This window comes from Pandoraea capi, from assembly GCF_902459735.1.
In the GTDB taxonomy this organism is placed as follows: Bacteria; Pseudomonadota; Gammaproteobacteria; order Burkholderiales; family Burkholderiaceae; genus Pandoraea; species Pandoraea capi.
Genome location: NZ_CABPRV010000009.1, coordinates 154314 through 177371 on the forward strand (window position 1 = coordinate 154314; position 23058 = coordinate 177371).

Sequence of the window (23058 nt, forward strand, 5' to 3'; positions counted from 1 at the left end):
TTACGCTTCTCCTTTTTCGTCTTTACCGATCACGATCTTGGTGTCGTTCACGAACATGAAACGAGGAACGTCGAGATTCATTGGCGCCGGCTTGTTCTTGAAGACGCGGCCGGACATGTCATAGGTCGAGCCATGGCACGGGCACAGGAAGCCCGGATCCTTGCCCAGCGCTGCCTCGGCGCCCGCCTGGTACGGCCCGGAAGGAATGCAACCCAAATGCGTGCACACGCCGATGACCACGAGGAGGTCCTTGTGCTCGACGCGCGCCCGGAATTCGTTCTTCGCGTATTCGGGTATCGGGAAGGTGAACGTCAGCTTGGAGTCCGGATCGGCCAGCTCAGCCGTCACTTTGGACAGCGAAGCCATTTCGTCCGGGGTACGACGCACGATCCAGACGGGAAGCCCCCGCCAGGCCACGGTCATCTTCTCGCCGGGCTTCAGGCCGCTGATATCGGCTTCGACGGGCGCGCCGCCAGCCTTGGCACGCTCCGAGGGTTGCAGGGAACTGACGAAAGGAACCAACGTTACAACGCCGCCCACGCCTCCAGCTACGGACGTTGCAATCAACAGGTTCCGGCGGTTGCTGTCGACGGCACATTTCTGATTGTCACTCATCACAAGCCCCACACGGTTGAATTTGTATTTCCGTCAACCTTAAATCATACGCGAGCGTAAATGCCTGAAACAACGGCAAAACGCCCCAGTCTCCTAGTGGTTTTCGCGTATTTTCAAAGGATTAACGTACCCTGCGGGTGGCTACCGCCCACCCGGGGTTTCGCTTCTGGGATGCTGCACGAGAACCGCTATGATCGCCGCTTTCGTTGACGCGTGCACGACATTTAGTCATCATTTTCCTTGTCTCGCCCCGGTGACATCGTGCGTGGCCTGTGGCAATCGCGTGACATTGATGGACGTTTTGATCGACGTCGCCGATGCCGTCATCCCGAGACCCGCATGAGATTACCGGTCAAATCAATGCCAATTCGAGATGGCTGGTGCAGCGATGCTCCCCCCGGCCATTCATCAAAATCAGCGGAGGAATGGCATGAGCTTCATGTCGGAATTCAAGGAATTTGCCGTCAAGGGCAACGTGGTCGATCTGGCCGTCGGTGTGATCATCGGCGGCGCGTTCGGCAAGATCGTCGATTCGGTGGTCAAGGACCTGATCATGCCGATCGTCGGTGCGATCTTCGGCGGGCTGGACTTCTCCAGCAAGTTCATCCTGCTGGGTTCGATCCCGCCGGACTTCAAGGGGAATCCGACGTCTTACGCCGACCTCACCAAGGCCGGCGTGGCGGTATTCGGGTACGGCAACTTCATCACCGTGGCCCTGAACTTCCTGATTCTGGCGTTCATCATTTTCCTGATGGTCAAGCAGATCAACCGCCTCAAGCGCCCGGCGCCGGAAGCCGCAGCCGCCCCGGCCCCGACGCCGGAAGACATCGTTCTGCTGCGCGAAATCCGCGACAGCCTCAAGAAGCAGAACGGGTAAAGCTCGGGCATCAGGTGTCCCATGGGGCCGGTCGGCGGCATGCTGGCCGCCCTTGCCCCCGCTCCCGCCAAGGGTCTCGGCAGATCACTCCCGTGCGCCCCCCTTGGGACGAGCGGCGCTATCAGGCCGGGTTCGGCATATCGAAGAAGCGATGTTCGAGACCGAACCGCCCGGCGAGATGCTCGCCAACGGCCCTCGCGCCGCCGCGCTCGGTCGCATGATGGCCCGCCGCGAGATATCCCACGCCGCTCTCCAGCGCGAGATGTTGCGTCGGCTCGGACACTTCACCGCTGATATACACGTCCGCCCCGGCAGCAATCGCCGCTTCGAAGAAGCCTTGCGCCCCGCCCGTGCACCACGCCACACGGCGAATTTCGCGCGCCGGATCGCCCAACATCAGCGGCTTGCGTCCCAATTGCTGATCGACGTGAGCGGCAAGGGCGGCCAGCGTCGTCGGTTGCGCCGGCGTGCCGAGCCATCCGAGTTGATCGGGGCCAAAGCGGCCGCCATCATCGGCAAACCCCAGCAATTTACCGAGTTGTGCGTTATTGCCCAGCTCGGGATGCGCGTCGAGCGGCAGGTGGAAAGCAAACAGGTTGATGTCGTGACCGATCAGCAGCCCGAGACGCTTGCGTTTCATCCCGGTAATCCGGGCATCTTCGTTCTTCCAGAAATAACCATGATGAACGAGAACAGCATCGGCGCCCCAGTCTCGCGCGGCCTCGAGAAAGGCCAGACTGGCGGTCACGCCGGTGGCGATCTTCTGGATCTGGTCGCGCCCTTCGACCTGTAGGCCGTTGGGGCAGTAATCGCGAAATTGCGCGATTTGCAGGGTATCGTTCAGATACAATTCGAGTTCAACACGATTCATATAAGGTCTCGCTCTTTCATGCTCAGACGCTTCTGGCTACTGTTCGCGCAAGCGGTCACCGTGCTGCTTGCGTTGCTCTTCATCATCGCCACTCTCAAGCCTCAGTGGCTGCAACGCCAGGGTTCGTTCGGCAAGCAACTGGCCAATCCGATCATCGCCTTGCAGGAAGTCGCACCAAGCCTGTCCGACAAGCCGGCAACCGGCTCGTACGCCGACGGCGCGCAAAAGGCCATGCCCGCGGTCGTCAGCATTTTTTCCAGCAAGGAACAAAAGCAGAATCGCGATCCGCGCCTCGATGATCCGCTGTTCCGCTATTTCTTCGGCGACGGCGGCGGCACGGTGCGTCAGGACCCGGTGTCGAGTCTCGGTTCCGGCGTGATCGTGAGCAGCGAGGGCTATATTCTCACGAATCACCACGTGGTGGACGGCGCCGACGAGATCGAAGTCGCGCTCGCCGACGGTCGCAAGGCTCGTGCAAAACTGGTCGGCAGCGACCCCGAGACCGATCTGGCCGTGCTCAAGATCACGCTCGACAATCTGCCCGCCATCACGCTCGGCAGGATGGATCAGGTGCGCGTGGGCGATGTGGTGCTCGCCATCGGCAACCCGTTCGGCGTCGGTCAGACGGTCACGATGGGCATCATCAGCGCGCTGGGCCGTAATCACCTCGACATCAGCACGTTCGAGAACTTCATTCAGACGGATGCCGCGATCAACCCCGGCAACTCGGGCGGTGCGCTGGTGGACGTGAACGGCAACCTGCTGGGCATCAACACGGCCATTTACTCGCGTAGCGGCGGCAATATGGGCATTGGCTTCGCGATTCCCGTGTCGACGGCCCGCTCGGTCCTGGAGAGCATCATCACGACCGGCGGCGTCACGCGCGGCTGGGTCGGGGTCGAGCCGCAGGACATCACGTCCGATATCGCCGAGTCGTTCGGGCTTCAGCAGGATTCGGGCGTCATCGTCGCGGGTGTCGTGCAGGGCGGTCCGGCCGACAAGGCGGGCGTTCAGCCGGGCGATATCCTGACGAAGGTGAACGACGAGTCGATTCGCGACACGACCGAACTGCTCAACGTCATCGCCCAGATCAAGCCGGGCGCGCAGGCCAAGCTGCATGTCACGCGCAAGAAGAAGGAGCTGGACCTGACGGTGACGATCGGCAAGCGTCCGCCACCGCCCAAGCGTGCGGTGCAGGACGACGAGGACGGCAACGACGAAAACAACGCCGACTGATCGGAACGACGCCCGGACGGATGTCCGGCGTCGGAGCACTGCCCCGGAGAAAGACAAGACGGCTGCGCTTCGGCGCGGCCGTTTTCGTTTGAGCGCCCGTGGACACGTGCCGTGACGTCTTAGCCGAACGACTGCCGAGCGCCATCCACGAATCGGCGCGCCGGTGACAGGTGCCCGGAGCCGTGCGTCGTGCGTCGTGCGTCGTGCGTCGTGCGTCGTGCGTCAGTATCTGCGGACAACAAAAAAGCACGGGACGATACCCGTGCTTTTTGTGGCGATGCTGCTTGGGAAACGGTCCCGCTGCATTACCGCCCGATCGGACGATTACGACGTGGCTTCCCCGTTCCCTTCGCTGTCGCTCTTCTCACCGCTCTGCGGCTGCTGTCCTTGCTTGATGAACAAACGGGCGGCAATCAGGCCGAGTTCGTAAAGAATACACAGCGGCACGGCGAGCAACAGTTGCGAGAGGATGTCCGGCGGCGTCACCACGGCCGCGAGCACGAACGCCCCGACCACCACGTACGGACGAATCTGCTTGAGCTTTTCGATACTCACCACGCCCATGCGCGCGAGCACCACGACGACCACCGGCACCTCGAACGTCACGCCGAACGCCATGAACATCGTGAGGACAAAACTCAGGTAATTGTCGATATCGGTGTTCATCTCCGCGCCCAACGGCTGGTTGTAATGCGCGATGAAGTGGAACACCGTCGGGAAAACAAGGAAGTACGCGAACGCCATGCCGATCAGAAACAGCGTGTAGCTGCTCACGACCAGCGGCATCACCAGCTTCTTTTCATGCTGATACAGGCCCGGCGCGATGAACGCCCAGATCTGATAAAGCACGATCGGCAGCGCGATCACGAACGCGACCATCAGCGTGACCTTCATCGGGACGAAGAACGAACCGGTGATGTCGGTGACGATCAGCTTGCCGTCGGCCGGCAGCGACTGCGTGAGCGGACGGGCAAGCAGCCGGAAGATGTCCGGCGCCCAGTAGACCAGCGAAAGGAACACCACGATCACCGCCGTACCCGCACGAATGATGCGGTTACGCAGCTCGATCAGGTGCGAGATGAAGGTCTCTTCGGCGCCCCCGTCGGGGATTTGTTTCTCGTCGCTCACGTCGACTTATCCAGGAATGAAGCCGGCACAGGGCCAGATGGCGGGAAGTTCGGGCGGTTGATCTCGGAAGCTCGCGCGGGGGTCTCGGCAGGTCTCGGAAGGCCTCGTGATCCCTCAGAAGAACTTGACGGGCCGGCGCAGCCTGGCCGGTGTGTGACGCGCCACGCGTGCCGCCCCCGACTGTACGCGCGTACGCGTGGTGCTCGCCTGCTTGAACCAGATGGGCGTAGCGGCACGACGCACGCGCCAGTTGCGGCGCTTGGTCGACGCACGAATGCTCGACGTCACCACCGGTTCGGCGAGATAGCTGTCGGAATACCCGGTCGCGGCATCGGTGCCGCCACCGGCGATTTCGCCGGAGGACGTGCCGGTCGCGCTCGCCCAGGCGTCGTTAAGCGACGCCTCCTGCTCATGCAACTGCTTCTGAACGGTGTTTTGAGCGCTGCGGGCCGCGTCCTCGAACTGGGTGCGCATATTGCGCAGCTCGTCGAGTTCCATCTCGCGGCTCACTTCCGCCTTCACGTCGTTGATGTAGCGTTGCGCGCGCCCGAAGAGCGCGCCCGCCGTGCGAGCGACCTTGGGCAGACGCTCAGGACCGATCACGACCAGCGCAACCACGCCGATCAACATCAGTTTGGAAAGACCGAGATCGATCATGTCGACGCCGGCTTAGCCTTGCTTGTGATTGCTCGCGTCCTTGGCCTGCACGTCGATGGTGGTCGAATCGCGCAGTTCCTTGGCAGCCGCCGGGTCTTCCTTGGCACCGGGGGCACCTTCGCCTTCCTTCATGCCGTCCTTGAAGCCCTTGACCGCTCCACCGAGGTCGCTGCCGATGTTACGCAGCTTCTTGGTGCCGAAAACCATCATCACGATCACCAGCACGATCAGCCAGTGCCAAATACTCAACGAACCCATGACCACTCTCCTTGCGTTTGCTGACCTCTGCCGCTTCGCGGCGAGGTTTTATCGAGCCCGACGGCCGGCGGCCTCATGGCCTGCCGCGCCGTGCGCTGTGTTTGCCCCGTGTTTCGCGACCACGTGCCCCATTGTGGCACATCACACGTCACGTCCAGCATCGTAACCGGGCACGGCGCCGGGTAGAAATAAATGTTTCGTGAAACCTTTCCCGATGCGGGAGCGTTGCACGTTCCCGGCATATAACGCGGCAAGATGTCGCGTTATTCCCGGAAAACCCGTCTTTCCTACGCGCTTACATGCGCTTCCATGGCCGAGGCCCGGCCAGAATGTGCATGTGAAGATGATAAACCTCCTGGCCGCCGCCGGGCCCGGTGTTCATCACGACGCGAAACCCGTTGCCCTCGATGTTCGACGCATCGCCGTCGAAGCGATACCCCTGCTCCGCCGCCAGCTTCGGCGCGAGCAGCATCATCTTGCCCAGCAGCGCCTGATCTTCCGGTTGGCAGTCTTGCAACGTGGCGATGTGCTTGCGCGGCACCATCAGCAAATGCAGGTCCGCCGCCGGATTGATGTCCTTGAACACCACGACATCGTCGTCGGCGTAGACCTGAGCGCTCGGGATCTGCCCGGCGACGATTTTGCAGAAGATACAGTTGTCATGCGTCATGCGTGTGTCGTCCTCTATGGCTCTTTGTACTTTGCGTGGGATCGAAGCGTCGCCCTGCCGTCAGACGCGCTTCACATACATGGGTTTACCGTCGTTCAGATAGAGCCAGCCCTTGACGATCCGGTACAGCGTCCAGATGAGCAACGCCCAGAGAATCGCAAAGCCGACAAGCACGAACGCCAGCGCGAAACCGATCACGCCCCAGACCACCGACCACCAGAAGGTGCGGATCTGCCAGGTGAAGTGGGAAGCGTAAAGCGTACCGACCGCGTCGTCGCGTTTGATGTAGTTGATGATGATGGCCACGATGGCCGTCACGCCGCCCGTGAGCCAGAACAAGGCATAGAGCGCGTAGAGCACGTGCGTGAGCTTGCGCATCGCACGCTCCTGCTCCTCGGTAGGCGCATTCACGATATTGGGCGGTTGAGCGGTATAGGAGGTATAGGGATGGTCCGGGCTGCCGGGGGAGCCGGACGAGCCGGGGCTATGCGGATCGTTCATGAAGCGCCTCCTACTGAGAGCCTGCGCGCCCCGACGTCACGAAACGGTCGGGGCAGCAGTGTCGGACAGATGAAAATGTCGCCGGCAAAACCGCAGAATCAGTCCGCGTGTTCGCCGCGCGTACCGCGTTGTGCTTTCTCGACAAGTCCCGACAATCCTTCGCGGCGCGCCAGCTCGGCGAGCACTTCGTTCGGACTCAGGTCGTGATGCGCGAGCAGTACCATGCAGTGGAACCACAGATCGGCAGTCTCGTTGACCAGCTTCTGACGCAGATCGTCGGCCCCGCCAATGCGGATGTCCTTGGCCGCGAGCACGACTTCCGTGGCTTCTTCGCCGATCTTCTTGCAAATGGCGTCGTCGCCCTTGTGGAACAGACGGGCAACGTACGACTTGTCCGGATCGCCGCCGCGGCGCGAGGCGATCACTTCGGCAACACGCTCGAGCGTATCGTTCATGGTGCTCACTTGTCGTAGATCTTGCTGGGGTCCTTGAGCACCGGCTCGACGGTGGTCCACTGACCTTCCTCGACGTTGCCCTCGAACTTCTGGAAGAAGCAGGAATGACGGCCGGTATGGCACGCGATCCCGTCGTTCTGCGTCACCTTGAGCAGCACCACGTCTTCATCGCAATCGAGACGGATCTCGTGCACCTTCTGCACGTGGCCCGACTCTTCGCCCTTGTGCCACAGACGCTTGCGCGAGCGCGAGTAATAGACGGCTTCGCCAAGTTCCACCGTGCGCGCCAGCGCTTCCCGGTTCATCCAGGCGAACATCAACACGTCGTTGCTGCCGACTTCCTGCGCGATCACGGGCACGAGGCCCTGCGCGTCCCAACTTACCTTGTTCAGCCAATCCTGGGTCATGATGCGTCGATTTCCGTTCAGAGGCGTACCGAAATGCCCTTGTCGGCCATGAAGCGCTTCGCTTCGCCGACCGTGTGCTCACCATAGTGGAAGATGCTCGCTGCGAGCACGGCGTCCGCATGGCCTTCGGTCACACCGTTGGCCAGATCGGCCAGCGACCCCACGCCGCCCGAGGCGATCACGGGAATGCTCACGGCATCGGACACCGCACGCGTGAGCGCCAGATCGAAGCCGCTCTTGGTGCCGTCGCGATCCATGCTCGTGAGCAGGATCTCACCGGCGCCCAGCGCCTCGATCTGCTTCGCCCAGGCCACGGCGTCGAGGCCTGTGTTCTTGCGCCCGCCGTGCGTGAAGACTTCCCAGCGCGGCGCTTCGCCGTCGGCTGAGACACGCTTGGCGTCGATCGCCACGACAATGCATTGCGAGCCGTACTTGGCAGCCGCGTCGGCCACCAGTTGCGGGTTCGCTACCGCCGACGAGTTCATGCTGACCTTGTCGGCACCCGCGTTGAGCAGACGTCGCACGTCCGCCACTTCGCGCACGCCGCCGCCCACCGTCAGCGGGATGAAGACCTGCGCGGCCACCGCTTCGATGATCGGCAAGATGAGGTCGCGTCCGTCGGAGGTCGCGGTGATGTCGAGGAACGTCAGTTCGTCGGCGCCCTGCTCGTCGTAACGGCGAGCGATCTCGACAGGGTCGCCCGCGTCGCGAAGTTCGACGAAGTTGACGCCCTTGACCACGCGGCCGGCCGTCACGTCCAGACACGGGATGATGCGTTTAGCGAGAGCCATGATGTTGGCAAGCGAGACGGCGCTAGCCGTCGTCCCGCTTATGCCGCTCCTTCGGAAAGCTCGTCCGCACGCGTTTGCGCCGACGAGAAATTCAGGTCGCCCGAGTAGATAGCACGGCCGCAGATGACGCCTTCGACGCCTTCACTTTCGACCTTGCACAGGGCATCGATATCGCCCAGATTCGACAGGCCGCCGCTGGCGATCACCGGCACCGTCACGGCCTGCGCGAGGCGCACGGTCGCGTCGATGTTGATGCCCTGGAGCATGCCGTCGCGGCCAATGTCGGTGTAGATGATCGACTCGACGCCGTAATCCTCGAACTTGCGCGCCAGATCCACGACTTCGTGGCCGGTGAGCTTGCTCCAGCCGTCGGTGGCGACCTTGCCGTCCTTGGCGTCGAGGCCGACGATGATGTGGCCGCCGAACGCGCTGCACGCATCGCGCAGGAAGCCCGGGTTCTTCACCGCCGCCGTACCGATGATGACGTACGACAGACCGTCGTCGAGGTAGCGCTCGATGGTACCCAGGTCACGAATGCCGCCGCCCAGTTGCACTGGGATGTCGGCGCCCACTTCCTGAATGATGGCGCGGATGGCCGCTTCGTTACGCGGCTTGCCAGCAAATGCGCCGTTCAAGTCCACCAGATGGAGACGGCGCGCGCCCTGATCGACCCAATGTCGGGCCATGGCGGCGGGGTCCTCCGAGAATACGGTGGCTTGATCCATGTCGCCTTGTTTGAGGCGAACACATTGACCGTCTTTAAGGTCGATGGCCGGGATGAGCAGCATAGGCAATCGTGAAACGTCGCTAGTGGGAAGTAAAAGGGATTCGCGAAGTACGCGGACAACACAAAACCGACCCCGGTCTTGCCGGACAACGGCGCATCGGGATCGGGTTCATCAACATGACACAGTATAAGCCGTGATGGAGAGCACGCTCTGGGAGGAAACCGGGAGCCACCATACCGCACGGGATTTCATCAGGGCTTCCACTGCGCAAAATTGCGATAAAGCGCAAGGCCGGCCTGGGCGCTCTTTTCCGGGTGAAACTGAGTGGCGAAGATATTATCTTGGGCCACAGCACAGGTAAAGGGCACTCCGTAGACCGTCTCGCCGGCCGTCAGTTCGGGCTTGGCGGGCACAACGTAGTAGCTGTGCACGAAGTAGAAGTAGCTGTCGTCGGGCACGCCGGCCCAGATCGGGTGACCGCCCTGCGTCTGGCGCACACGGTTCCAGCCCATCTGCGGCACCTTGAAGCGCGAGCCGTCGTCCTGCACCTGGCCCTCGAGGTCGAAACGCACCACGCGCCCCGGCAGCAGGCCGAGCGCGGGCGTGTTGCCCTCGTCCGACATGTCGAACAGCATCTGCTCGCCCACGCACACGCCGAACATCGGCTTGGTGGCAGCAGCCTCGACAACCGCCTCGCGCAGCCCCGATTCGTTCAGGCAGCCCATGCAGTCGCGCATCGCGCCCTGACCCGGCAGCACCACGCGGTCGGCGGCGCGAATCTCGGCGGCGTCGCTGCTGATGCTCACGTCGGCCTCGGGGGCTGCGGCCCGCAGCGCCTGATAGACCGAGCGCAGGTTGCCCATTCCGTAGTCGACAATCGCAATCTTATTCATCTCAAACCCGGCAGCAGTATTTTCAAACCATCGATAATGAATTCCACGGCCAGCGCCGAGAGGATCAACCCCATCAGACGCGTGCCGATGTTGATGCCCGTGCGCCCGAGCCAGCCTTCGATCCGGCTCGCACTGCGCAACGCCACCCAGCACACCGCCCCGACACCCACGCCGATCGCCATGAGCGCCAGAATCTGCGCCCAGCCGTGCGCGCGTCCCGAGTAGATGATCACGGTACTGATCGTGCCCGGACCGGTCAGCAGCGGGATCGCGAGCGGCACCACGGCGATGTTCGGCCGCTCCTCCGCTTCATGACGCTCTTCCGCCGTCGCCCGGGTGTTGCCCGTCTGCGCGTTGATCATGTTCACCGCCATGAGCAACATGATGACCCCGCCGCCGACTTCCAGCGACGCAATCGAGATGCCGAAGAAGCGGATGATCGTCTCACCGAACAGGCCCGACCCCGCGACCACAAGCGCCACGGCAATCGCCGCGACCTTAATCGTATGGCGCTTCTCTTCGCGCGTCTGCGCGGATGTCAGGCTGATGAACAGCGGGATCGCCCCAAGCGGGTTGATCAGCGCCAGCAGCGAGATGAAGAACTTGAAGGCGTCGAGCGTCATAGGAGGCCACCGGACGATCCGGAGCGCATGGGGCACGATCCCCGGCGTCCGGCCGGTCGATGAATCTTCGCAGGGGCGCCGGACTTTCGTCCGGCGGGCTATCCGGCGCGTGACGCCGTTCAGGCTGGCATCACGAACCGCTCACAGACCTTTCGCAACCTTCAGAGGCTACCCTTCGTGGACGGCACGACACCCGCCGCACGCGGATCGATCTCGACCGCCATGCGCAATGCGCGACCGAACGCCTTGAACACCGTTTCGCACTGGTGATGGGCGTTGATGCCGCGCAGGTTGTCGATATGGAGCGTGACGCCCGCGTGATTCACGAAGCCGCGGAAAAATTCGATGAGCAGGTCGACGTCGAAGTTGCCCACGCGAGCACGCGTGAAAGGCACATGGAATTCGAGGCCCGGACGACCCGAGAAGTCGATCACCACGCGCGAGAGCGCTTCGTCGAGCGGCACGTAGCTATGGCCGTAGCGCACGATACCTTTCTTGTCGCCGATGGCCTTGGCAACCGCCATGCCCAGCGTGATACCGACGTCTTCCACCGTATGGTGGTCGTCGATGTAGGTATCGCCCTTGGCCTCGATATCCATATCGATGAGGCCGTGGCGCGCGATCTGGTCGAGCATGTGGTCCAGAAACGGCACGCCGGTATCGAGGGTCTTACGGCCGGTGCCGTCCAGGTCGATCTTGACGCGTATTTGCGTTTCGCTGGTATCGCGAACGACTTCCGCAATGCGCATGATGGTGAGTTCTCGTCGTATAGCTTGTTAGAGCGATGCCGCCAGGGCGTTGACCATGGCTGCATTCTCCGTGGGGGTACCGACCGTCAATCTGAGGCAATTGGCCAGCAATACGTGCATTTTACCCACGTTTTTGATCAACACCTTGTGCGCGAGCAGGCCAGCGTGGGTTTTGTCGGCTTCCGGCACACGCACCAGCAGGAAATTGGCGTCGCTGGGGAACACCGTCACCCCGGGCAGCGCCGCCACGGCAGCCGCCAGCCGCGCGCGCTCAGCGCGCAATTCGGCCGCCTGGGCGTCGAGCACGTCGAGATGATCGAGCATGAATTCGGCGCATGCCTGCGTCAACACGTTGACGTTATAGGGCGGACGCACCTTGTCGAGCTGGTCCAGCCACTCGCTGCTGCCCGCGACATAACCCAGACGAATGCCCGCCAGGCCGAGCTTCGAGACGGTGCGCATGACCAGCAGGTTCGGGAATTCCATCACGCGCGGCATCCACGTCTTGCCGGCAAACGGCTGGTAGGCCTCGTCGATCACCACGAGCCCATTGCCGGCGGCGCGCACCAGCGTCTCAATATCCGCGTCGGCGAACAGGTTGCCCGTCGGGTTGTTCGGATACGCCAGATACACCACCGCGCCCGGGTGCGCCGCGATCGCACCCAGCATCGCCGACATATCGAGCGAAAAATCGGGACGCAGCGGCACGCCGACGAACTCGATGCCCGCAAAGCGCGACGACATCTCGTACATCACGAACCCCGGCATCGGCGCGATGACCGCCGCGCCCGGACGCGCCGTCGCCATGGCGATCATGCTGATGATTTCGTCCGAGCCATTGCCCAGCAGCAGCTTCGCCCCGGCCGGCACGCGCATCGTGCGGGCGAGCTTCTCCAGCAGCGCTTGCGGACGCGGCGCCGGGTAGCGGTTGAGCGCCACGTCGGCCAGCCGCTGCCCCAGCGCGGTGCGCAGCGCATCGGGCAGGCCGTAGGGATTCTCCATGGCGTCGAGCTTGAGGAAGCCGCTGGCATCGGGCACGGGGTACGTGCTCATGGCGAGCACATCGGGGCGGATCACTTGGCTGACGGACATGGCGATGAGTGTGAGGGAATGACGTTGGCCGAAGATGAGTGTCAGTTGAACGCGAACGTGAGCAACCCGGCGTCCGCACCGTCGATCTTGACGGTACAGCGTCGACCGGTCTCAACGCTGCCGAGCGCATCGGTAATACGCTGCACGCGCACGCCCGTCTGCCACGACAACGCCTGCGCCACGGCCGGGCTCACCCGGGTCCGAGACTCCTCGGCTTCGCAACGCATGGCGACGAGCCGGTTGCCCACACGGCCGAACACGCCGTGCGCGACCTCGTCGTCGGTGCCGCGCAGCGCGGTCTTGCCGTCCAGCCGCAGCACGTAGACGTCGTTATCGAACGCCTGACGTCGCACGCACACCGTCATCTTCTCGACGGAAGCGCCTTCGAACGTAGCGTGCTGACAGTAATTACCGGCCGCATGCGCGGCCGTGCTGGCAGCCAGGCCGAAGCCGAACAGGCCAACGATGGACACGACAGCGCGCAGCACAGCCCGCATCAAGCGGGCTGGCAGCGGCAGCAACAACAGGGAAAGGGAGGCGTTTGCGCGGGTCCGACGCCGGGCCGTGGCCGGCGTCGTTTGACAATACGCGGGCCGCAGGGCGTCGTCGCGCATGTCAGGACTCGTGGTGCAGACGGTATTCGGCGCTGCGCGCGTGCGCTTGCAGGCCTTCGCCGTACGCCAGTTCGGCCGCGATCTCGCCGAGCATGCGGGCACCGCCCTCGCTCACTTCGATGAGGCTCGAACGCTTGATGAAGTCGTACACACCCAGCGGCGACGAGAAACGCGCAGTGCGCGACGTCGGCAGCACGTGGTTCGGACCGGCACAGTAGTCGCCCAGGCTTTCGCTCGTGAACTTGCCGAGGAAGATCGCACCGGCGTGGCGGATCTTGTCGCCCCACTGCTGAGGCGTCTCGGCGGAGATTTCGAGGTGCTCGGGCGCGATCACGTTGGCGATCTCGCAGGCTTCCGCCATATCGCGCACCTTCACGAGCGCGCCACGGCCTTGCAGCGATGCGGCGATCACGTCGCGACGCGGCATGTCGTCGATCTGACGCTCCAGCGAGGCGTACACGCGGGCGATGTACTCGGCATCGGGGCACAGCAGGATCGACTGCGCGAGTTCGTCGTGCTCGGCTTGCGAGAACAGGTCCATCGCGACCCAGTCGGGGTCCGTCGAGCCGTCGCAGATCACGAGAATTTCCGACGGACCGGCGATCATGTCGATACCGACGGTACCGAACACACGACGCTTGGCCGCGGCCACGAAGGCATTGCCCGGGCCGACGATCTTGTCCACCGCCGGCACCGTCTCGGTGCCGTACGCCAGCGCGCCGACCGCCTGCGCGCCACCAATGGTGAACACGCGGTCCACCCCGGCGATGTGCGCCGCGGCGAGCACCAGCGGGTTCTGCACGCCATCCGGCGTGGGCACGACCATGACGATTTCCTTGACGCCCGCCACGCGCGCCGGAATGGCGTTCATCAGCACGGAAGACGGGTACGCTGCCTTGCCGCCCGGCACGTAGATGCCCACGCGATCGAGCGGCGTGACCTTCTGGCCCAGCACCGTGCCGTCGGACTCGGTGTACTGCCAGCTATGGCTGCCGCATTCGATGCGCTGCTTCTCGTGATAGGCACGCACGCGCGCGGCCGCAGCTTCGAGGGCTGCCCGACGCTTCGGCTCAAGGCTCTCGAGCGCGGCGGCCAGCACGTCGGCCGGCAGTTCCAGCGCCGCCATGTCGGGCGCGCTCAGACGGTCGAACTTGTTGGTGTATTCGATGACGGCCGCGTCACCGCGGGTCTTCACATCGGCGAGGATTTCAGCGGCCGCACGGTCGATGGCGGCGTCTTCGCTCGCCTCGAACGCGAGCACGTCGCGCAACTGCTTCGCGAAGCCTTCGGCGGTCGAATCGAGTTTGCGAATGTCGAGTTTCATACTGTTTGCCGGGACGCCTGCTCGAAGGCATCCAGAATAGGCTGCAACGACTCGCGCTTCAACTTGAGCGCAGCCTGATTGATCACGAGGCGGGACGAGATGTCCATGATCTCCTCCACTTCCACCAGATTGTTGGCCCGCAGCGTGCCGCCGGTGCTCACCAGATCGACGATCGCGTCGGCCAGCCCCACGAGCGGGCCCAGCTCCATCGAGCCATACAGCTTGATCAGGTCGACGTGCACGCCCTTGGCGGCGAAGTGCTCGCGCGCCACATGCACGTACTTGGTCGCCACCCGCAGGCGCGCGCCCTGACGTACCGCGTTGGCATAATCGAAGCCGTTCGGTACAGCCACAGACATGCGGCAACGCGCAATGTTCAAATCGATCGGCTGATACAGACCGCCGCCGCCGTGCTCGATGAGCACGTCCTTGCCCGCCACGCCGAAGTCGGCCGCGCCGTACTGCACGTACGTCGGCACGTCCGTCGCCCGTACGATGATGACGCGCAGGTTCGGATCGGTCGTCGGCAGAATCAGCTTGCGCGAGGTCTCCGGGTCTTCCGTGACTTCGATGCCGGCGGCTGCCAGCAACGGCAGCGTCTCCGTAAAGATACGCCCTTTCGAGAGCGCCAGCGTCAACGGTTGGGCTAGCGGCTTGGCCGACGTAGCCGACTTGGCGGAACTCATGCAATCTCTCCCTGGCGTGCTTCGACACGCCGGATTCGCGCGCCCACGGCGCACAACTTGGCCTCGATACGATGATAGCCGCGATCGAGGTGATGAATACGGTCGACGAGCGTGCGGCCATCGGCCGTCAGCCCCGCGACGATCAGGCTGGCGGACGCACGCAGGTCGGTGGCCATGACATGCGCACCGGACAGGCGCTCGACGCCCGAAATGCGCGCCGTGTTGCCTTCGATACCGATATTCGCGCCCAGACGCGTCAATTCCTGCACGTGCATGAAGCGGTTCTCGAAGATCGTCTCGACGACCTGCGACGCGCCTTGTGCAATGCAGTTCAGCGCCATGAACTGGGCCTGCATGTCGGTCGGGAACGCCGGGTACTCGGACGTCCGGAAACTCACCGCCTGCGCGCGACGATCCATCTGCACGCGCAGCCAGTCCGCACCGCCGGTTACGTTCGCGCCGGTTTCCCGCAGCTTCTCGATGACGGCGTCGAGCGTACCCGGAACCACACGGCGCAGCGTGATATCCCCGCGCGTGGCAACTGCCGCGCACAGGAACGTGCCCGCCTCGATACGATCGGGCACGACGTCGTGCGTCGCCCCATGCAGACGGGCCACACCCGTCACCACCAGACGATCGGTGCCGATGCCTTCGATCTTCGCGCCCATCTTCACGAGCAGATTGGCCAGATCGGTCACTTCCGGCTCGCGCGCGGCATTGGCCAGCACGGTCACGCCGTCGGCCAGCGTCGCCGCCATGAGTAGGTTTTCCGTACCCGTGACGGTGATCATGTCGGTCACCAGCGTCTCGCCGCGCAGACGCGACACGCGCGCGACGATGTCGCCGTGCGTGAGCGTGATCTCGGCGCCCATCTTCTGCAAGCCCTTGATGTGCTGATCGACGGGCCGCGCGCCGATGGCGCAACCGCCGGGCAGCGACACACGCGCTTCGCCGCAACGGGCGAGCAGCGGGCCGAGCACCAGAATCGACGCCCGCATGGTCTTGACCAGATCGTAGGGGGCTGCCGGTTCGGTGATGTGCGAAGCATCCAGCGTCACGGACTCGCCGTGGCGCTCGACCTTCACGCCCATGCGCGCGAGCAGCGTGAGCATGGTACGCACGTCATGCAGATCGGGGACATTGCCCAGCACCAGCGGCTCGGCCGTCAACAGGCTTGCACACAGAATGGGCAGCGCCGCGTTCTTCGCACCCGAGACCGTAATCTCGCCTGCCAGCCGCTCGCCGCCTTCGATTTCCAGGTGGTCCGCGGCCACTCGCTCGCCGGCGACAGTCTCACCGTTGCCGGCGGCGCCAGCGCTTTCTTGCGTAATCCTCATTGCGCCTGATACTCCGCCGGCGTGAGCGTCTTCATCGAGAGCGCGTGGATTTCGGCCTTCATGCGATCGCCCAGCGCGCCGTACACGAGCTGGTGGCGCGCGATGAGGCGCTTGCCTTCGAACTGTGCGCTCACGATGGTCGCGAAGAAGTGCTGACCGTCACCTTCGACGGCCACGTGCTCGCAAGCCAGGCCGGCTTCGATGTACTGTTTGATTTGTTCGGGGGTAGGCAGCATTGCTGATCCTGGAGAAGTTCAGTGACGCAGTTTGTAGCCGCGGCGCAGCAGATTGAGCGCCACGGTTGCGAGTATCAGGAAAGTCGCACCGACAACGGTGAGGCTCGTCGTCGGGGCCACGTCGGACACGCCGAAGAAGCCGTACCGGAACCCGTCGATCATGTAGAAGAACGGGTTGAAATGCGAGACAGCCTGCCACAAAGGCGGCAGCGAATGAATCGAGTAAAACACGCCCGCGAGGAACGTCGCCGGCATGATCAGGAAGTTCTGGAACGCGGCGAGCTGGTCGAACTTCTCGGCCCAGATGCCCGCGATCAGCCCCAGCGTGCCGAGAATCGCCGCGCCGAGGAAGGCGAAGCTAATGATCCACAATGGTGCGGCAAATGTGAGATGCGTGAACGTGACCGTCACCACGAAGACACCGAAGCCGACCGCCAGCCCGCGCACGACCGCTGCCAGCACGTACGCACCGAACATCTCCCAGTGCGAGAGCGGCGGCAGCAGCACGAACACGAGATTGCCCGTGATCTTCGACTGGATCAGCGACGACGAACTGTTCGCGAACGCGTTCTGCAACACGCTCATCATCACCAGCCCGGGCACGAGGAAGGACGTGTACGTGATCTGGTCGTAGACCTTCACGCGATCTTCGAGCACGTGGCCGAAGATCATGAGATACAGCAGCGCGGTGAGCACCGGCGCGGCCACGGTCTGGAAGCTCACCTTCCAGAAGCGCAGCACTTCCTTGTAGAACAGCGTGCGAAAGCCGATCATGCCGTCACCTCCTGTGCACGCGAGCCCGACATGATCTGCACGAATACGTCCTCGAGATCGGCCTTCTGAATGTCGATGTCCTCGACGATACCGCCCGCCGCACGGCAGGTGGCGAGAATGGATTCCACTTCGTCGCAGCCCGACAGACGCAACGCGAACTGATGCCCGCCCGTATCCTGGCCGTCGACCAGCAACGGACGCAGCTCGGCAGGCAACGTGCCTTGCTTGAAGCGCAGCACGAGGCGCGTGCCGGCGAACCGCTGCAACAGCGACGCGGTACGTTCGAGCGCTACGACTTCACCGCGCTTGAGCATGGCGATGCGGTCGCACAGCGCTTCGGCTTCTTCGAGGTAGTGGGTGGTCAGCACGATGGTGTGACCTTCGCGATTCAGGCGCGAGATGAACTTCCAGAGTGTCTGACGCAGTTCGACGTCGACGCCGGCGGTCGGCTCGTCGAGCACGATCACCGGCGGGCGATGCACCAGCGCCTGCGCCACCAGCACGCGTCGCTTCATGCCGCCCGAGAGCTGACGCATGTTCGCGTTCGCCTTGTCGGTCAGATCGAGGTTAGCCATCACTTCGTCGATCCAGTCGTCGTTACGCTTGAGTCCGAAATAGCCGGACTGAATACGCAGCGTTTCGCGCACCGAGAAGAAAGGATCGAAGACGAGTTCCTGCGGCACCACGCCGAGCTTGCGACGGGCGCTGCGGTAGTCGCGCACTACATCGTGACCGAGCACGCTGATGTTGCCCGAATCCGCGCGCGCAAGGCCCGCGAGAATGCTGATCAGCGTAGTCTTGCCCGCGCCGTTGGGCCCGAGCAGACCGAAGAATTCGCCTTCTTCGATCGAGAAGCTGACGCCTTTGAGCGCCTGCAACGCCTGATAGCGTTTTTTGACGTTACGGATTTCGATGGCGGCCATGGACTGCACGCACCCGTATCGACGGGTACGCCATTATTGTTTTTGGGATCGCATGCACTGCCATGATGGCAACGTCGATGCCCGGGAGGGGGTCACTGCCCAAAAGTCGGCAGAAAACCCCTGATTATAAAGGAAGCCGGTGGCGGCCGTGCTCACACCCGGGGGTCCGGCGCTGTAACCCCGGTAACGCAGGGATCGCGCCCAAGGTGCCTCACGGTGACTGCACGCCACCGCACATTCGCGCCAGTTCGCGCACGCCCATAAAAAAAGCGCCGTTCGGAGACGGCGCTTCTTCGTCAGGCGGCAGTGCGGCCAAACGAATCAGCTTGAGAGCAGATGGTCGACACCGTACACCAGCGCGAGACTGGCCAAGCCTGCCGGCAAGTTAGTGAACGCCAACGTCGCGCCCCGCCGACTCGCGTGACGGCGCAACGCCAGCAGCACCGCCAGCGCCGACGAGTCGAAACGCGTGAGCCCGGCGCAGTCGACCTGGGTCTCGCCTGCGTCGATGCGATCGATGGCCTGCGCGAGGACGTCGCCGGCAGTATCGTGAGTCAGGTCGGTCTGCAACGCGAGCATGGACTTACTTGCCACCTGCGAGTTGTTGGTTACGCTGGGTCAGGAACTGAATCAGCCCGTCGATGCCCGACTGGTTGATCTTCTCGCTGAACTGCGTCTTGTACGTCTGGATCAGCCAGGCGCCGAGCACGTTCAGGTCGTACAGCTTCCATTCGCCGGTTTGCGTCTTGTACAGACGGTAGTCGAGCTCGATCGGCTGACCGTTGTTGATGACGCTGGTGTACACCACGGCGTCGGTATCGCCGGGCTGACCGCGGAACGGCTTGTAGTCGACCTGCTGATCGCGAATCTGTGCGATGGCGCCGGCGTACGTGCGCAGCAGCAACGACTTGAACTGCGCGGTGAGTTGCTCACGCTGTTGCGGGGTGGCCTGGCGCCATGCCGGGCCGGTGGCCAGCTGCGTGGTCTTGGTGAAGTCCGCGTGCGGCAGGATCTTCTGCTCGACCAGACGCGTGATGCTGTTCAGGTCGCCCTTCTGGATGTTCGGGTCGCTCTTGGCGGCGGCCATCACTTCGGTGACGGTCTGCTTGACGAGCGCATCGGGGGCCTGAGCCTGTGCCATCGCCGAGCCAGCGGCGGTGTACGTCATGAAAGCCATGACGGGAATGAGCCAGAACTTCTTCATTGTGGACTTCCTCTTTCGAGTGACGAGTGTTGCGGGTTTGGATACCCGCGTCGCGTCGGGAGTTCTCGGAATGACGGCAGTGTCGTGTAACAAACTGTTGCCCCGCCATCGGGCAGGACATCTGCCGTCGACGCCCCGGCCTGCGGGGCGCCCCTTCATTTTTTCAGATCGACGCCGAAGGACTTGCGATCGACGACGCTAGCGACACATCAGCGAGTCGCGACCGGTAACATCAGCCGCTACCGGCGACTATCGAGACCCGCTCAGCGACGGAACGGCAGCCCCCCCGGCACCATCTTGCCCGGCACCGGCGAACCTTGCGGCACTTCCGACTCGCCTTGCGCGCCCGAAGCCGGCGCTGGTGCGCTGGCACCGGACGCAGGCTTGGCGGGCATCGGCTGACCGCTCGTACCGCCGGCTGCCCCGGCCGCACCTGCGGCACCATCTTCCTCTTCGTAGTTCGGCAGGGAGGCGTCGTTCGATGCACCGCCGTTGATCAGATACTTACGACGGGCCAGATACGCATCGCGCGTGAACGAGTACGGATCGAGCGCAGCGGCTTCGAGCAGGTTCGACGCGTCGAGCAGGTTGGCGCGCGTGTTCACGAGGCGAACGCCATACAGCGAGTAGCTCACCCAGTCCGGCTTGATGTACGAAGTCGGGTCGATGAACATGTTGCCGGCCATACCGACCGTGTCGCGCACCGTGCTCGGGCCGAGCAGCGGCAGCACGAGGTAAGGACCGTCAGGCACGCCCCACTTGCCCAGCGTCACGCCGAAGTCCTGACTGTGCTTGGGCAGACCGGCCGGCGTAGCGAAGTCGACCAGACCGCCGACGCCGAACACCGTGTTGATCGTGATACGCATCAGATCCTGCACAGCGGCCGTGACTTCCAGCTGAAGCAGGTTGTTGGCGAAGTTGTATACGTCGCCCACGTTGGAGAAGAAGTTCGTGACCATGTCACGCGCCGGTTCCGGCACGGTGAAACGGTAACCCTTCGCGACCGGCACGAGCACCGCTTTGTCGAGCGTGTCGTTGAACTTGTACATCGAACGGTTGAAACCTTCGACGGGGTCGGCGGGATTGGGATTGGTGACGGTGGCGCATCCGGCCAGCGCCAACGCGCCGGCGGCCAACACTGCCGAAGTACGGAAGCTGGTCATTTTCTCTTATTTTCCTTGGGTTGCCGTTGCTGCCCCTGGCGCCGGTGCGGGTGCCGTCGCCGGTGCCGCCGAAGCGCCGCCCGATTGGGCGCCGCCGGCGTCTGCTGCCTTGTTGTACAGGAACTGGCCGATCAGGTTCTCGAGCACGATGGCAGACTGCGTGAGCGTGATCGTATCACCGCCCTTGAGCATCTGATCATCACCCCCGGGTTCGAGCCCGATGTATTGCTCGCCGAGCAGACCCGACGTCAGAATCTTCGCCGACGAGTCCTTCGGGAACTGATATTGCGAATCGATGTTGAGCGTGACGTCGGCCAGGTAGCGCTTGTCGTCGAACTGGATCGACCCTACGCGGCCCACCACCACGCCGGCACTCTTCACGGCAGCGCGCGGCTTCAGACCGCCGATGTTGTCGAAGCGCACCGTCACCGGGTATGTATTCGAGAACGAAAGCGAACTCAGATTACCGGCCTTGAGCGCGAGGAACAGCAGCGCTGCGAAGCCGATAACCACGAACAGGCCAACCCAGAAGTCGAGGGGGTGTTTTTTCATTGTGTCAGTGTGCGCAAACTGTCTGTCTATCTATTGGCAGGCGAGCCGGCCCGTTAGCTGAACATGAGAGCCGTGAGCAGGAAGTCGAGGCCGAGAACCGCCAGCGATGCCTGCACGACCGTACGCGTCGTAGCACGCGACACGCCTTCCGGCGTCGGCTGTGCTTCGAAGCCCTGATAAAGCGCAATGAACGTGACGGCAATGCCGAACACGATACTCTTGACGACGCCGTTCGCGACGTCCGACCACACGTCCACGCCGCCTTGCATCTGCGACCAGAACGCGCCGGAATCCACGCCGATCAGTTGTACGCCGACGAGATAACCGCCGAAGATACCGATCGCCGAGAAGATCGCCGCGAGAATCGGCATGGCGATGACGCCCGCCCAGAAGCGCGGCGCGACCACGCGGGCGATCGGATCGATCGCCATCATCTCCATCGCGGTCAGTTGTTCGCCCGCCTTCATCAGACCGATCTCGGCGGTGAGCGACGTACCCGCACGCCCGGCGAACAACAGCGCCGTGACCACCGGTCCCAACTCGCGCACCAGCGAAAGCGCCACGAGCAGACCGAGCGCCTGCTCCGAGCCGTACTTGTTGAGTGTGTAATAGCCTTGCAGGCCGAGCACGAAGCCGACGAAAAGCCCCGAGACGGCAATGATCACGAACGAGTAGTTACCGACGAAGTGAATCTGATCGGTCACCAGACGCGGCCGGCGCAGCAACGCGCCGCTCGACGTGAGCATGCGCAGGAACATGCGGGCGCCGTAACCCAGGCGCTCGACGTGGCCGCGAACGAAACTGCCGATAGTGGTGATCATGCACGCGCTCCGATGCCGAAATCTTCCGCCAGCGGCGGCGCGGGATACTGGAACTTCACGGGGCCGTCCGGCTGGGCGTCGATGAACTGGCGCACCGTCGGATCGTTCGAGGCACGCAGCGCATCGGGCGAACCCTCGGCGGCAATGCGGCCTTCGCTAATGAAATAGATGTAGTCGGCGATGGCGAACGTCTCCGCAACGTCATGCGACACGATGATAGACGTCGCGCCCAGCGCGTCATTGAGCTTACGAATCAGGTTCGCGGTGATACCCATCGAAATCGGATCCAGCCCGGTGAACGGCTCGTCGTACATGACGAGATCCGGGTCCAGCGCGATAGTGCGGGCGAGCGCCACACGACGCGCCATCCCGCCGGAAATCTCGGCCGGCTTCATGTCGCGTGCGCCACGCAGGCCCACGGCATTGAGCTTCATCAGCACGAGATCGCGAATCAGGTCTTCGTCGAGACGGGTATGCTCGCGCAGCGGGAATGCGACGTTGTCGAACACCGTCATGTCGGTGAAGAGCGCGCCGAACTGAAACAGCATGCCCATGCGACGACGCAGGCGATACCAGCCATCGCGATCGAGCGTGGAGACGTCCGTGCCGTCGAAGTCGACTTCACCGCGACTGGCATGCACGAGCCCCCCGATCAGGCGCAGGACGGTCGTCTTGCCGCAGCCCGAACCGCCCATGACGGCAATGACCTTGCCGCGGGGAAACCGCATATTCAGCCCGGAAAGCACGAGACGTTCGCCATAACCGAAGCTGACGTCGCGTAATTCGAGCAGATTTTCCGGATTCGGGATAGGCACGTTTCAGATCTTATAGTGCGGCGCAAAACGCCAATTATAGGGGGGATTACCAATCGAT

General features: G+C 63.3%; 30 protein-coding genes. 2 read left to right on the plus strand and 28 right to left on the minus strand.

Annotated features, from left to right (window positions below; genetic code table 11):
* A complete protein-coding gene (gene petA / locus PCA20602_RS18180) occupies nt 1-615 on the minus strand; it encodes a ubiquinol-cytochrome c reductase iron-sulfur subunit (protein ID WP_150722432.1) in 615 nt (204 codons plus the stop codon).
* 430 nt (nt 616-1045) lie between these two features.
* On the opposite strand from petA, the gene mscL reads away from it, so the two are divergent.
* On the plus strand, nt 1046-1492 hold the full coding sequence (mscL, locus tag PCA20602_RS18185) for a large conductance mechanosensitive channel protein MscL (RefSeq protein WP_150722433.1): 447 nt from the start codon (nt 1046-1048) through the stop codon (nt 1490-1492).
* Between the two features lie 121 nt (nt 1493-1613).
* Here the strand turns inward: mscL and PCA20602_RS18190 are convergent, their stop codons facing one another.
* Entirely contained in the window at nt 1614-2363 is a 750-nt protein-coding gene (locus tag PCA20602_RS18190) for a Nif3-like dinuclear metal center hexameric protein (protein WP_150722434.1), read from the minus strand.
* An 18-nt stretch (nt 2364-2381) separates the two neighbouring features.
* Between PCA20602_RS18190 and PCA20602_RS18195 the strand changes: the two genes are divergently transcribed.
* Complete coding sequence (locus PCA20602_RS18195; RefSeq protein ID WP_150722435.1) at nt 2382-3599, plus strand: Do family serine endopeptidase; 1218 nt, start codon at nt 2382-2384, stop codon at nt 3597-3599.
* A 324-nt stretch (nt 3600-3923) separates the two neighbouring features.
* Here PCA20602_RS18195 and tatC read toward each other — a convergent pair whose 3' ends face one another.
* From tatC to PCA20602_RS18330, 26 genes are all read right to left on the minus strand, one after another.
* Nucleotides 3924-4727: a twin-arginine translocase subunit TatC gene (gene tatC / locus PCA20602_RS18205; RefSeq protein WP_150722437.1), complete on the minus strand. Its 804-nt coding sequence runs from the start codon at nt 4725-4727 to the stop codon at nt 3924-3926.
* Between the two features lie 114 nt (nt 4728-4841).
* Nucleotides 4842-5384 (minus strand): Sec-independent protein translocase protein TatB, encoded by a 543-nt coding sequence (gene tatB, locus PCA20602_RS18210; RefSeq protein WP_150722438.1) that lies wholly within the window; start codon nt 5382-5384, stop codon nt 4842-4844.
* A gap of 12 nt (nt 5385-5396) precedes the next feature.
* Entirely contained in the window at nt 5397-5642 is a 246-nt protein-coding gene (gene tatA, locus PCA20602_RS18215) for a Sec-independent protein translocase subunit TatA (protein WP_069342312.1), read from the minus strand.
* Between the two features lie 295 nt (nt 5643-5937).
* The gene (locus PCA20602_RS18220) at nt 5938-6312 is read right to left on the minus strand and encodes a histidine triad nucleotide-binding protein (protein ID WP_069342313.1); all 375 of its coding nucleotides are present in this window, start codon (nt 6310-6312) and stop codon (nt 5938-5940) included.
* Nucleotides 6313-6372: 60 nt separating this feature from the next.
* Complete coding sequence (locus tag PCA20602_RS18225; RefSeq protein WP_069342314.1) at nt 6373-6690, minus strand: DUF4870 family protein; 318 nt, start codon at nt 6688-6690, stop codon at nt 6373-6375.
* A gap of 221 nt (nt 6691-6911) precedes the next feature.
* Nucleotides 6912-7268 (minus strand): phosphoribosyl-ATP diphosphatase, encoded by a 357-nt coding sequence (locus PCA20602_RS18230; RefSeq protein ID WP_150722439.1) that lies wholly within the window; start codon nt 7266-7268, stop codon nt 6912-6914.
* Between the two features lie 5 nt (nt 7269-7273).
* Entirely contained in the window at nt 7274-7675 is a 402-nt protein-coding gene (gene hisI, locus PCA20602_RS18235; protein WP_069342316.1) for a phosphoribosyl-AMP cyclohydrolase, read from the minus strand.
* 17 nt (nt 7676-7692) lie between these two features.
* Nucleotides 7693-8466, minus strand: coding sequence for an imidazole glycerol phosphate synthase subunit HisF (hisF, locus tag PCA20602_RS18240; protein WP_039393600.1), 774 nt, complete (start codon nt 8464-8466; stop codon nt 7693-7695).
* Nucleotides 8467-8504: 38 nt separating this feature from the next.
* Entirely contained in the window at nt 8505-9254 is a 750-nt protein-coding gene (gene hisA, locus PCA20602_RS18245) for a 1-(5-phosphoribosyl)-5-[(5-phosphoribosylamino)methylideneamino]imidazole-4-carboxamide isomerase (RefSeq protein WP_069342318.1), read from the minus strand.
* Nucleotides 9255-9445: 191 nt separating this feature from the next.
* Nucleotides 9446-10087, minus strand: a complete 642-nt coding sequence (hisH, locus tag PCA20602_RS18250; protein WP_069342319.1) for an imidazole glycerol phosphate synthase subunit HisH — start codon at nt 10085-10087, stop codon at nt 9446-9448.
* Complete coding sequence (locus tag PCA20602_RS18255) at nt 10084-10710, minus strand: MarC family protein (protein WP_150722440.1); 627 nt, start codon at nt 10708-10710, stop codon at nt 10084-10086. The genes hisH and PCA20602_RS18255 overlap by 4 nt, the downstream gene beginning before the upstream one ends.
* A gap of 161 nt (nt 10711-10871) precedes the next feature.
* Entirely contained in the window at nt 10872-11459 is a 588-nt protein-coding gene (gene hisB, locus PCA20602_RS18260) for an imidazoleglycerol-phosphate dehydratase HisB (RefSeq protein ID WP_047906164.1), read from the minus strand.
* Nucleotides 11460-11486: 27 nt separating this feature from the next.
* The gene (gene hisC, locus PCA20602_RS18265; RefSeq protein ID WP_150722441.1) at nt 11487-12551 is read right to left on the minus strand and encodes a histidinol-phosphate transaminase; all 1065 of its coding nucleotides are present in this window, start codon (nt 12549-12551) and stop codon (nt 11487-11489) included.
* A gap of 41 nt (nt 12552-12592) precedes the next feature.
* Entirely contained in the window at nt 12593-13165 is a 573-nt protein-coding gene (locus tag PCA20602_RS18270) for a hypothetical protein (RefSeq protein ID WP_150722442.1), read from the minus strand.
* A gap of 1 nt (nt 13166) precedes the next feature.
* Nucleotides 13167-14489 (minus strand): histidinol dehydrogenase, encoded by a 1323-nt coding sequence (gene hisD, locus PCA20602_RS18275; RefSeq protein WP_150722443.1) that lies wholly within the window; start codon nt 14487-14489, stop codon nt 13167-13169.
* Nucleotides 14486-15175, minus strand: a complete 690-nt coding sequence (gene hisG, locus PCA20602_RS18280) for an ATP phosphoribosyltransferase (RefSeq protein WP_150722444.1) — start codon at nt 15173-15175, stop codon at nt 14486-14488. The genes hisD and hisG overlap by 4 nt, the downstream gene beginning before the upstream one ends.
* Entirely contained in the window at nt 15172-16512 is a 1341-nt protein-coding gene (gene murA, locus PCA20602_RS18285) for a UDP-N-acetylglucosamine 1-carboxyvinyltransferase (RefSeq protein WP_150722445.1), read from the minus strand. The genes hisG and murA overlap by 4 nt, the downstream gene beginning before the upstream one ends.
* Nucleotides 16509-16748 (minus strand): BolA family protein, encoded by a 240-nt coding sequence (locus tag PCA20602_RS18290; RefSeq protein WP_044457291.1) that lies wholly within the window; start codon nt 16746-16748, stop codon nt 16509-16511. Before PCA20602_RS18290 ends, murA begins: the two co-directional genes overlap by 4 nt.
* Nucleotides 16749-16766: 18 nt before the next feature.
* Complete coding sequence (locus tag PCA20602_RS18295) at nt 16767-17522, minus strand: ABC transporter permease (protein ID WP_139133194.1); 756 nt, start codon at nt 17520-17522, stop codon at nt 16767-16769.
* Complete coding sequence (locus PCA20602_RS18300) at nt 17519-18445, minus strand: ABC transporter ATP-binding protein (RefSeq protein WP_150722514.1); 927 nt, start codon at nt 18443-18445, stop codon at nt 17519-17521. Before PCA20602_RS18300 ends, PCA20602_RS18295 begins: the two co-directional genes overlap by 4 nt.
* A 321-nt stretch (nt 18446-18766) precedes the next feature.
* The gene (locus tag PCA20602_RS18305) at nt 18767-19024 is read right to left on the minus strand and encodes an STAS domain-containing protein (protein WP_150722515.1); all 258 of its coding nucleotides are present in this window, start codon (nt 19022-19024) and stop codon (nt 18767-18769) included.
* A gap of 4 nt (nt 19025-19028) precedes the next feature.
* The gene (locus tag PCA20602_RS18310) at nt 19029-19649 is read right to left on the minus strand and encodes an MlaC/ttg2D family ABC transporter substrate-binding protein (RefSeq protein ID WP_150722446.1); all 621 of its coding nucleotides are present in this window, start codon (nt 19647-19649) and stop codon (nt 19029-19031) included.
* Nucleotides 19650-19912: 263 nt separating this feature from the next.
* Entirely contained in the window at nt 19913-20812 is a 900-nt protein-coding gene (locus PCA20602_RS18315; protein WP_150722447.1) for an MlaA family lipoprotein, read from the minus strand.
* A gap of 6 nt (nt 20813-20818) precedes the next feature.
* A complete protein-coding gene (gene mlaD / locus PCA20602_RS18320) occupies nt 20819-21364 on the minus strand; it encodes an outer membrane lipid asymmetry maintenance protein MlaD (RefSeq protein WP_150722448.1) in 546 nt (181 codons plus the stop codon).
* 53 nt (nt 21365-21417) lie between these two features.
* Complete coding sequence (gene mlaE / locus PCA20602_RS18325) at nt 21418-22185, minus strand: lipid asymmetry maintenance ABC transporter permease subunit MlaE (RefSeq protein ID WP_069342330.1); 768 nt, start codon at nt 22183-22185, stop codon at nt 21418-21420.
* Nucleotides 22182-22994, minus strand: a complete 813-nt coding sequence (locus PCA20602_RS18330; RefSeq protein WP_150722516.1) for an ABC transporter ATP-binding protein — start codon at nt 22992-22994, stop codon at nt 22182-22184. The genes mlaE and PCA20602_RS18330 overlap by 4 nt, the downstream gene beginning before the upstream one ends.
* Nucleotides 22995-23058: the final 64 nt, after the last annotated feature.

Bases quoted from the DNA above. Each gene is read 5' to 3' on its own strand.
- petA (WP_150722432.1), bottom strand. From the start codon at position 615: ATGAGTGACAATCAGAAATGTGCCGTCGACAGCAACCGCCGGAACCTG.
- mscL (WP_150722433.1), top strand. From the start codon at position 1,046: ATGAGCTTCATGTCGGAATTCAAGGAATTTGCCGTCAAGGGCAACGTG.
- PCA20602_RS18190 (WP_150722434.1), bottom strand. From the start codon at position 2,363: ATGAATCGTGTTGAACTCGAATTGTATCTGAACGATACCCTGCAAATC.
- PCA20602_RS18195 (WP_150722435.1), top strand. From the start codon at position 2,382: ATGCTCAGACGCTTCTGGCTACTGTTCGCGCAAGCGGTCACCGTGCTG.
- tatB (WP_150722438.1), bottom strand. From the start codon at position 5,384: ATGATCGATCTCGGTCTTTCCAAACTGATGTTGATCGGCGTGGTTGCG.
- tatA (WP_069342312.1), bottom strand. From the start codon at position 5,642: ATGGGTTCGTTGAGTATTTGGCACTGGCTGATCGTGCTGGTGATCGTG.
- PCA20602_RS18220 (WP_069342313.1), bottom strand. From the start codon at position 6,312: ATGACGCATGACAACTGTATCTTCTGCAAAATCGTCGCCGGGCAGATC.
- PCA20602_RS18225 (WP_069342314.1), bottom strand. From the start codon at position 6,690: ATGCGCAAGCTCACGCACGTGCTCTACGCGCTCTATGCCTTGTTCTGG.
- PCA20602_RS18230 (WP_150722439.1), bottom strand. From the start codon at position 7,268: ATGAACGATACGCTCGAGCGTGTTGCCGAAGTGATCGCCTCGCGCCGC.
- hisI (WP_069342316.1), bottom strand. From the start codon at position 7,675: ATGACCCAGGATTGGCTGAACAAGGTAAGTTGGGACGCGCAGGGCCTC.
- hisF (WP_039393600.1), bottom strand. From the start codon at position 8,466: ATGGCTCTCGCTAAACGCATCATCCCGTGTCTGGACGTGACGGCCGGC.
- hisA (WP_069342318.1), bottom strand. From the start codon at position 9,254: ATGCTGCTCATCCCGGCCATCGACCTTAAAGACGGTCAATGTGTTCGC.
- hisH (WP_069342319.1), bottom strand. From the start codon at position 10,087: ATGAATAAGATTGCGATTGTCGACTACGGAATGGGCAACCTGCGCTCG.
- PCA20602_RS18255 (WP_150722440.1), bottom strand. From the start codon at position 10,710: ATGACGCTCGACGCCTTCAAGTTCTTCATCTCGCTGCTGGCGCTGATC.
- hisB (WP_047906164.1), bottom strand. From the start codon at position 11,459: ATGCGCATTGCGGAAGTCGTTCGCGATACCAGCGAAACGCAAATACGC.
- hisC (WP_150722441.1), bottom strand. From the start codon at position 12,551: ATGTCCGTCAGCCAAGTGATCCGCCCCGATGTGCTCGCCATGAGCACG.
- PCA20602_RS18270 (WP_150722442.1), bottom strand. From the start codon at position 13,165: ATGCGCGACGACGCCCTGCGGCCCGCGTATTGTCAAACGACGCCGGCC.
- hisD (WP_150722443.1), bottom strand. From the start codon at position 14,489: ATGAAACTCGACATTCGCAAACTCGATTCGACCGCCGAAGGCTTCGCG.
- hisG (WP_150722444.1), bottom strand. From the start codon at position 15,175: ATGAGTTCCGCCAAGTCGGCTACGTCGGCCAAGCCGCTAGCCCAACCG.
- murA (WP_150722445.1), bottom strand. From the start codon at position 16,512: ATGAGGATTACGCAAGAAAGCGCTGGCGCCGCCGGCAACGGTGAGACT.
- PCA20602_RS18290 (WP_044457291.1), bottom strand. From the start codon at position 16,748: ATGCTGCCTACCCCCGAACAAATCAAACAGTACATCGAAGCCGGCCTG.
- PCA20602_RS18295 (WP_139133194.1), bottom strand. From the start codon at position 17,522: ATGATCGGCTTTCGCACGCTGTTCTACAAGGAAGTGCTGCGCTTCTGG.
- PCA20602_RS18300 (WP_150722514.1), bottom strand. From the start codon at position 18,445: ATGGCCGCCATCGAAATCCGTAACGTCAAAAAACGCTATCAGGCGTTG.
- PCA20602_RS18305 (WP_150722515.1), bottom strand. From the start codon at position 19,024: ATGCTCGCGTTGCAGACCGACCTGACTCACGATACTGCCGGCGACGTC.
- PCA20602_RS18310 (WP_150722446.1), bottom strand. From the start codon at position 19,649: ATGAAGAAGTTCTGGCTCATTCCCGTCATGGCTTTCATGACGTACACC.
- PCA20602_RS18315 (WP_150722447.1), bottom strand. From the start codon at position 20,812: ATGACCAGCTTCCGTACTTCGGCAGTGTTGGCCGCCGGCGCGTTGGCG.
- mlaD (WP_150722448.1), bottom strand. From the start codon at position 21,364: ATGAAAAAACACCCCCTCGACTTCTGGGTTGGCCTGTTCGTGGTTATC.
- mlaE (WP_069342330.1), bottom strand. From the start codon at position 22,185: ATGATCACCACTATCGGCAGTTTCGTTCGCGGCCACGTCGAGCGCCTG.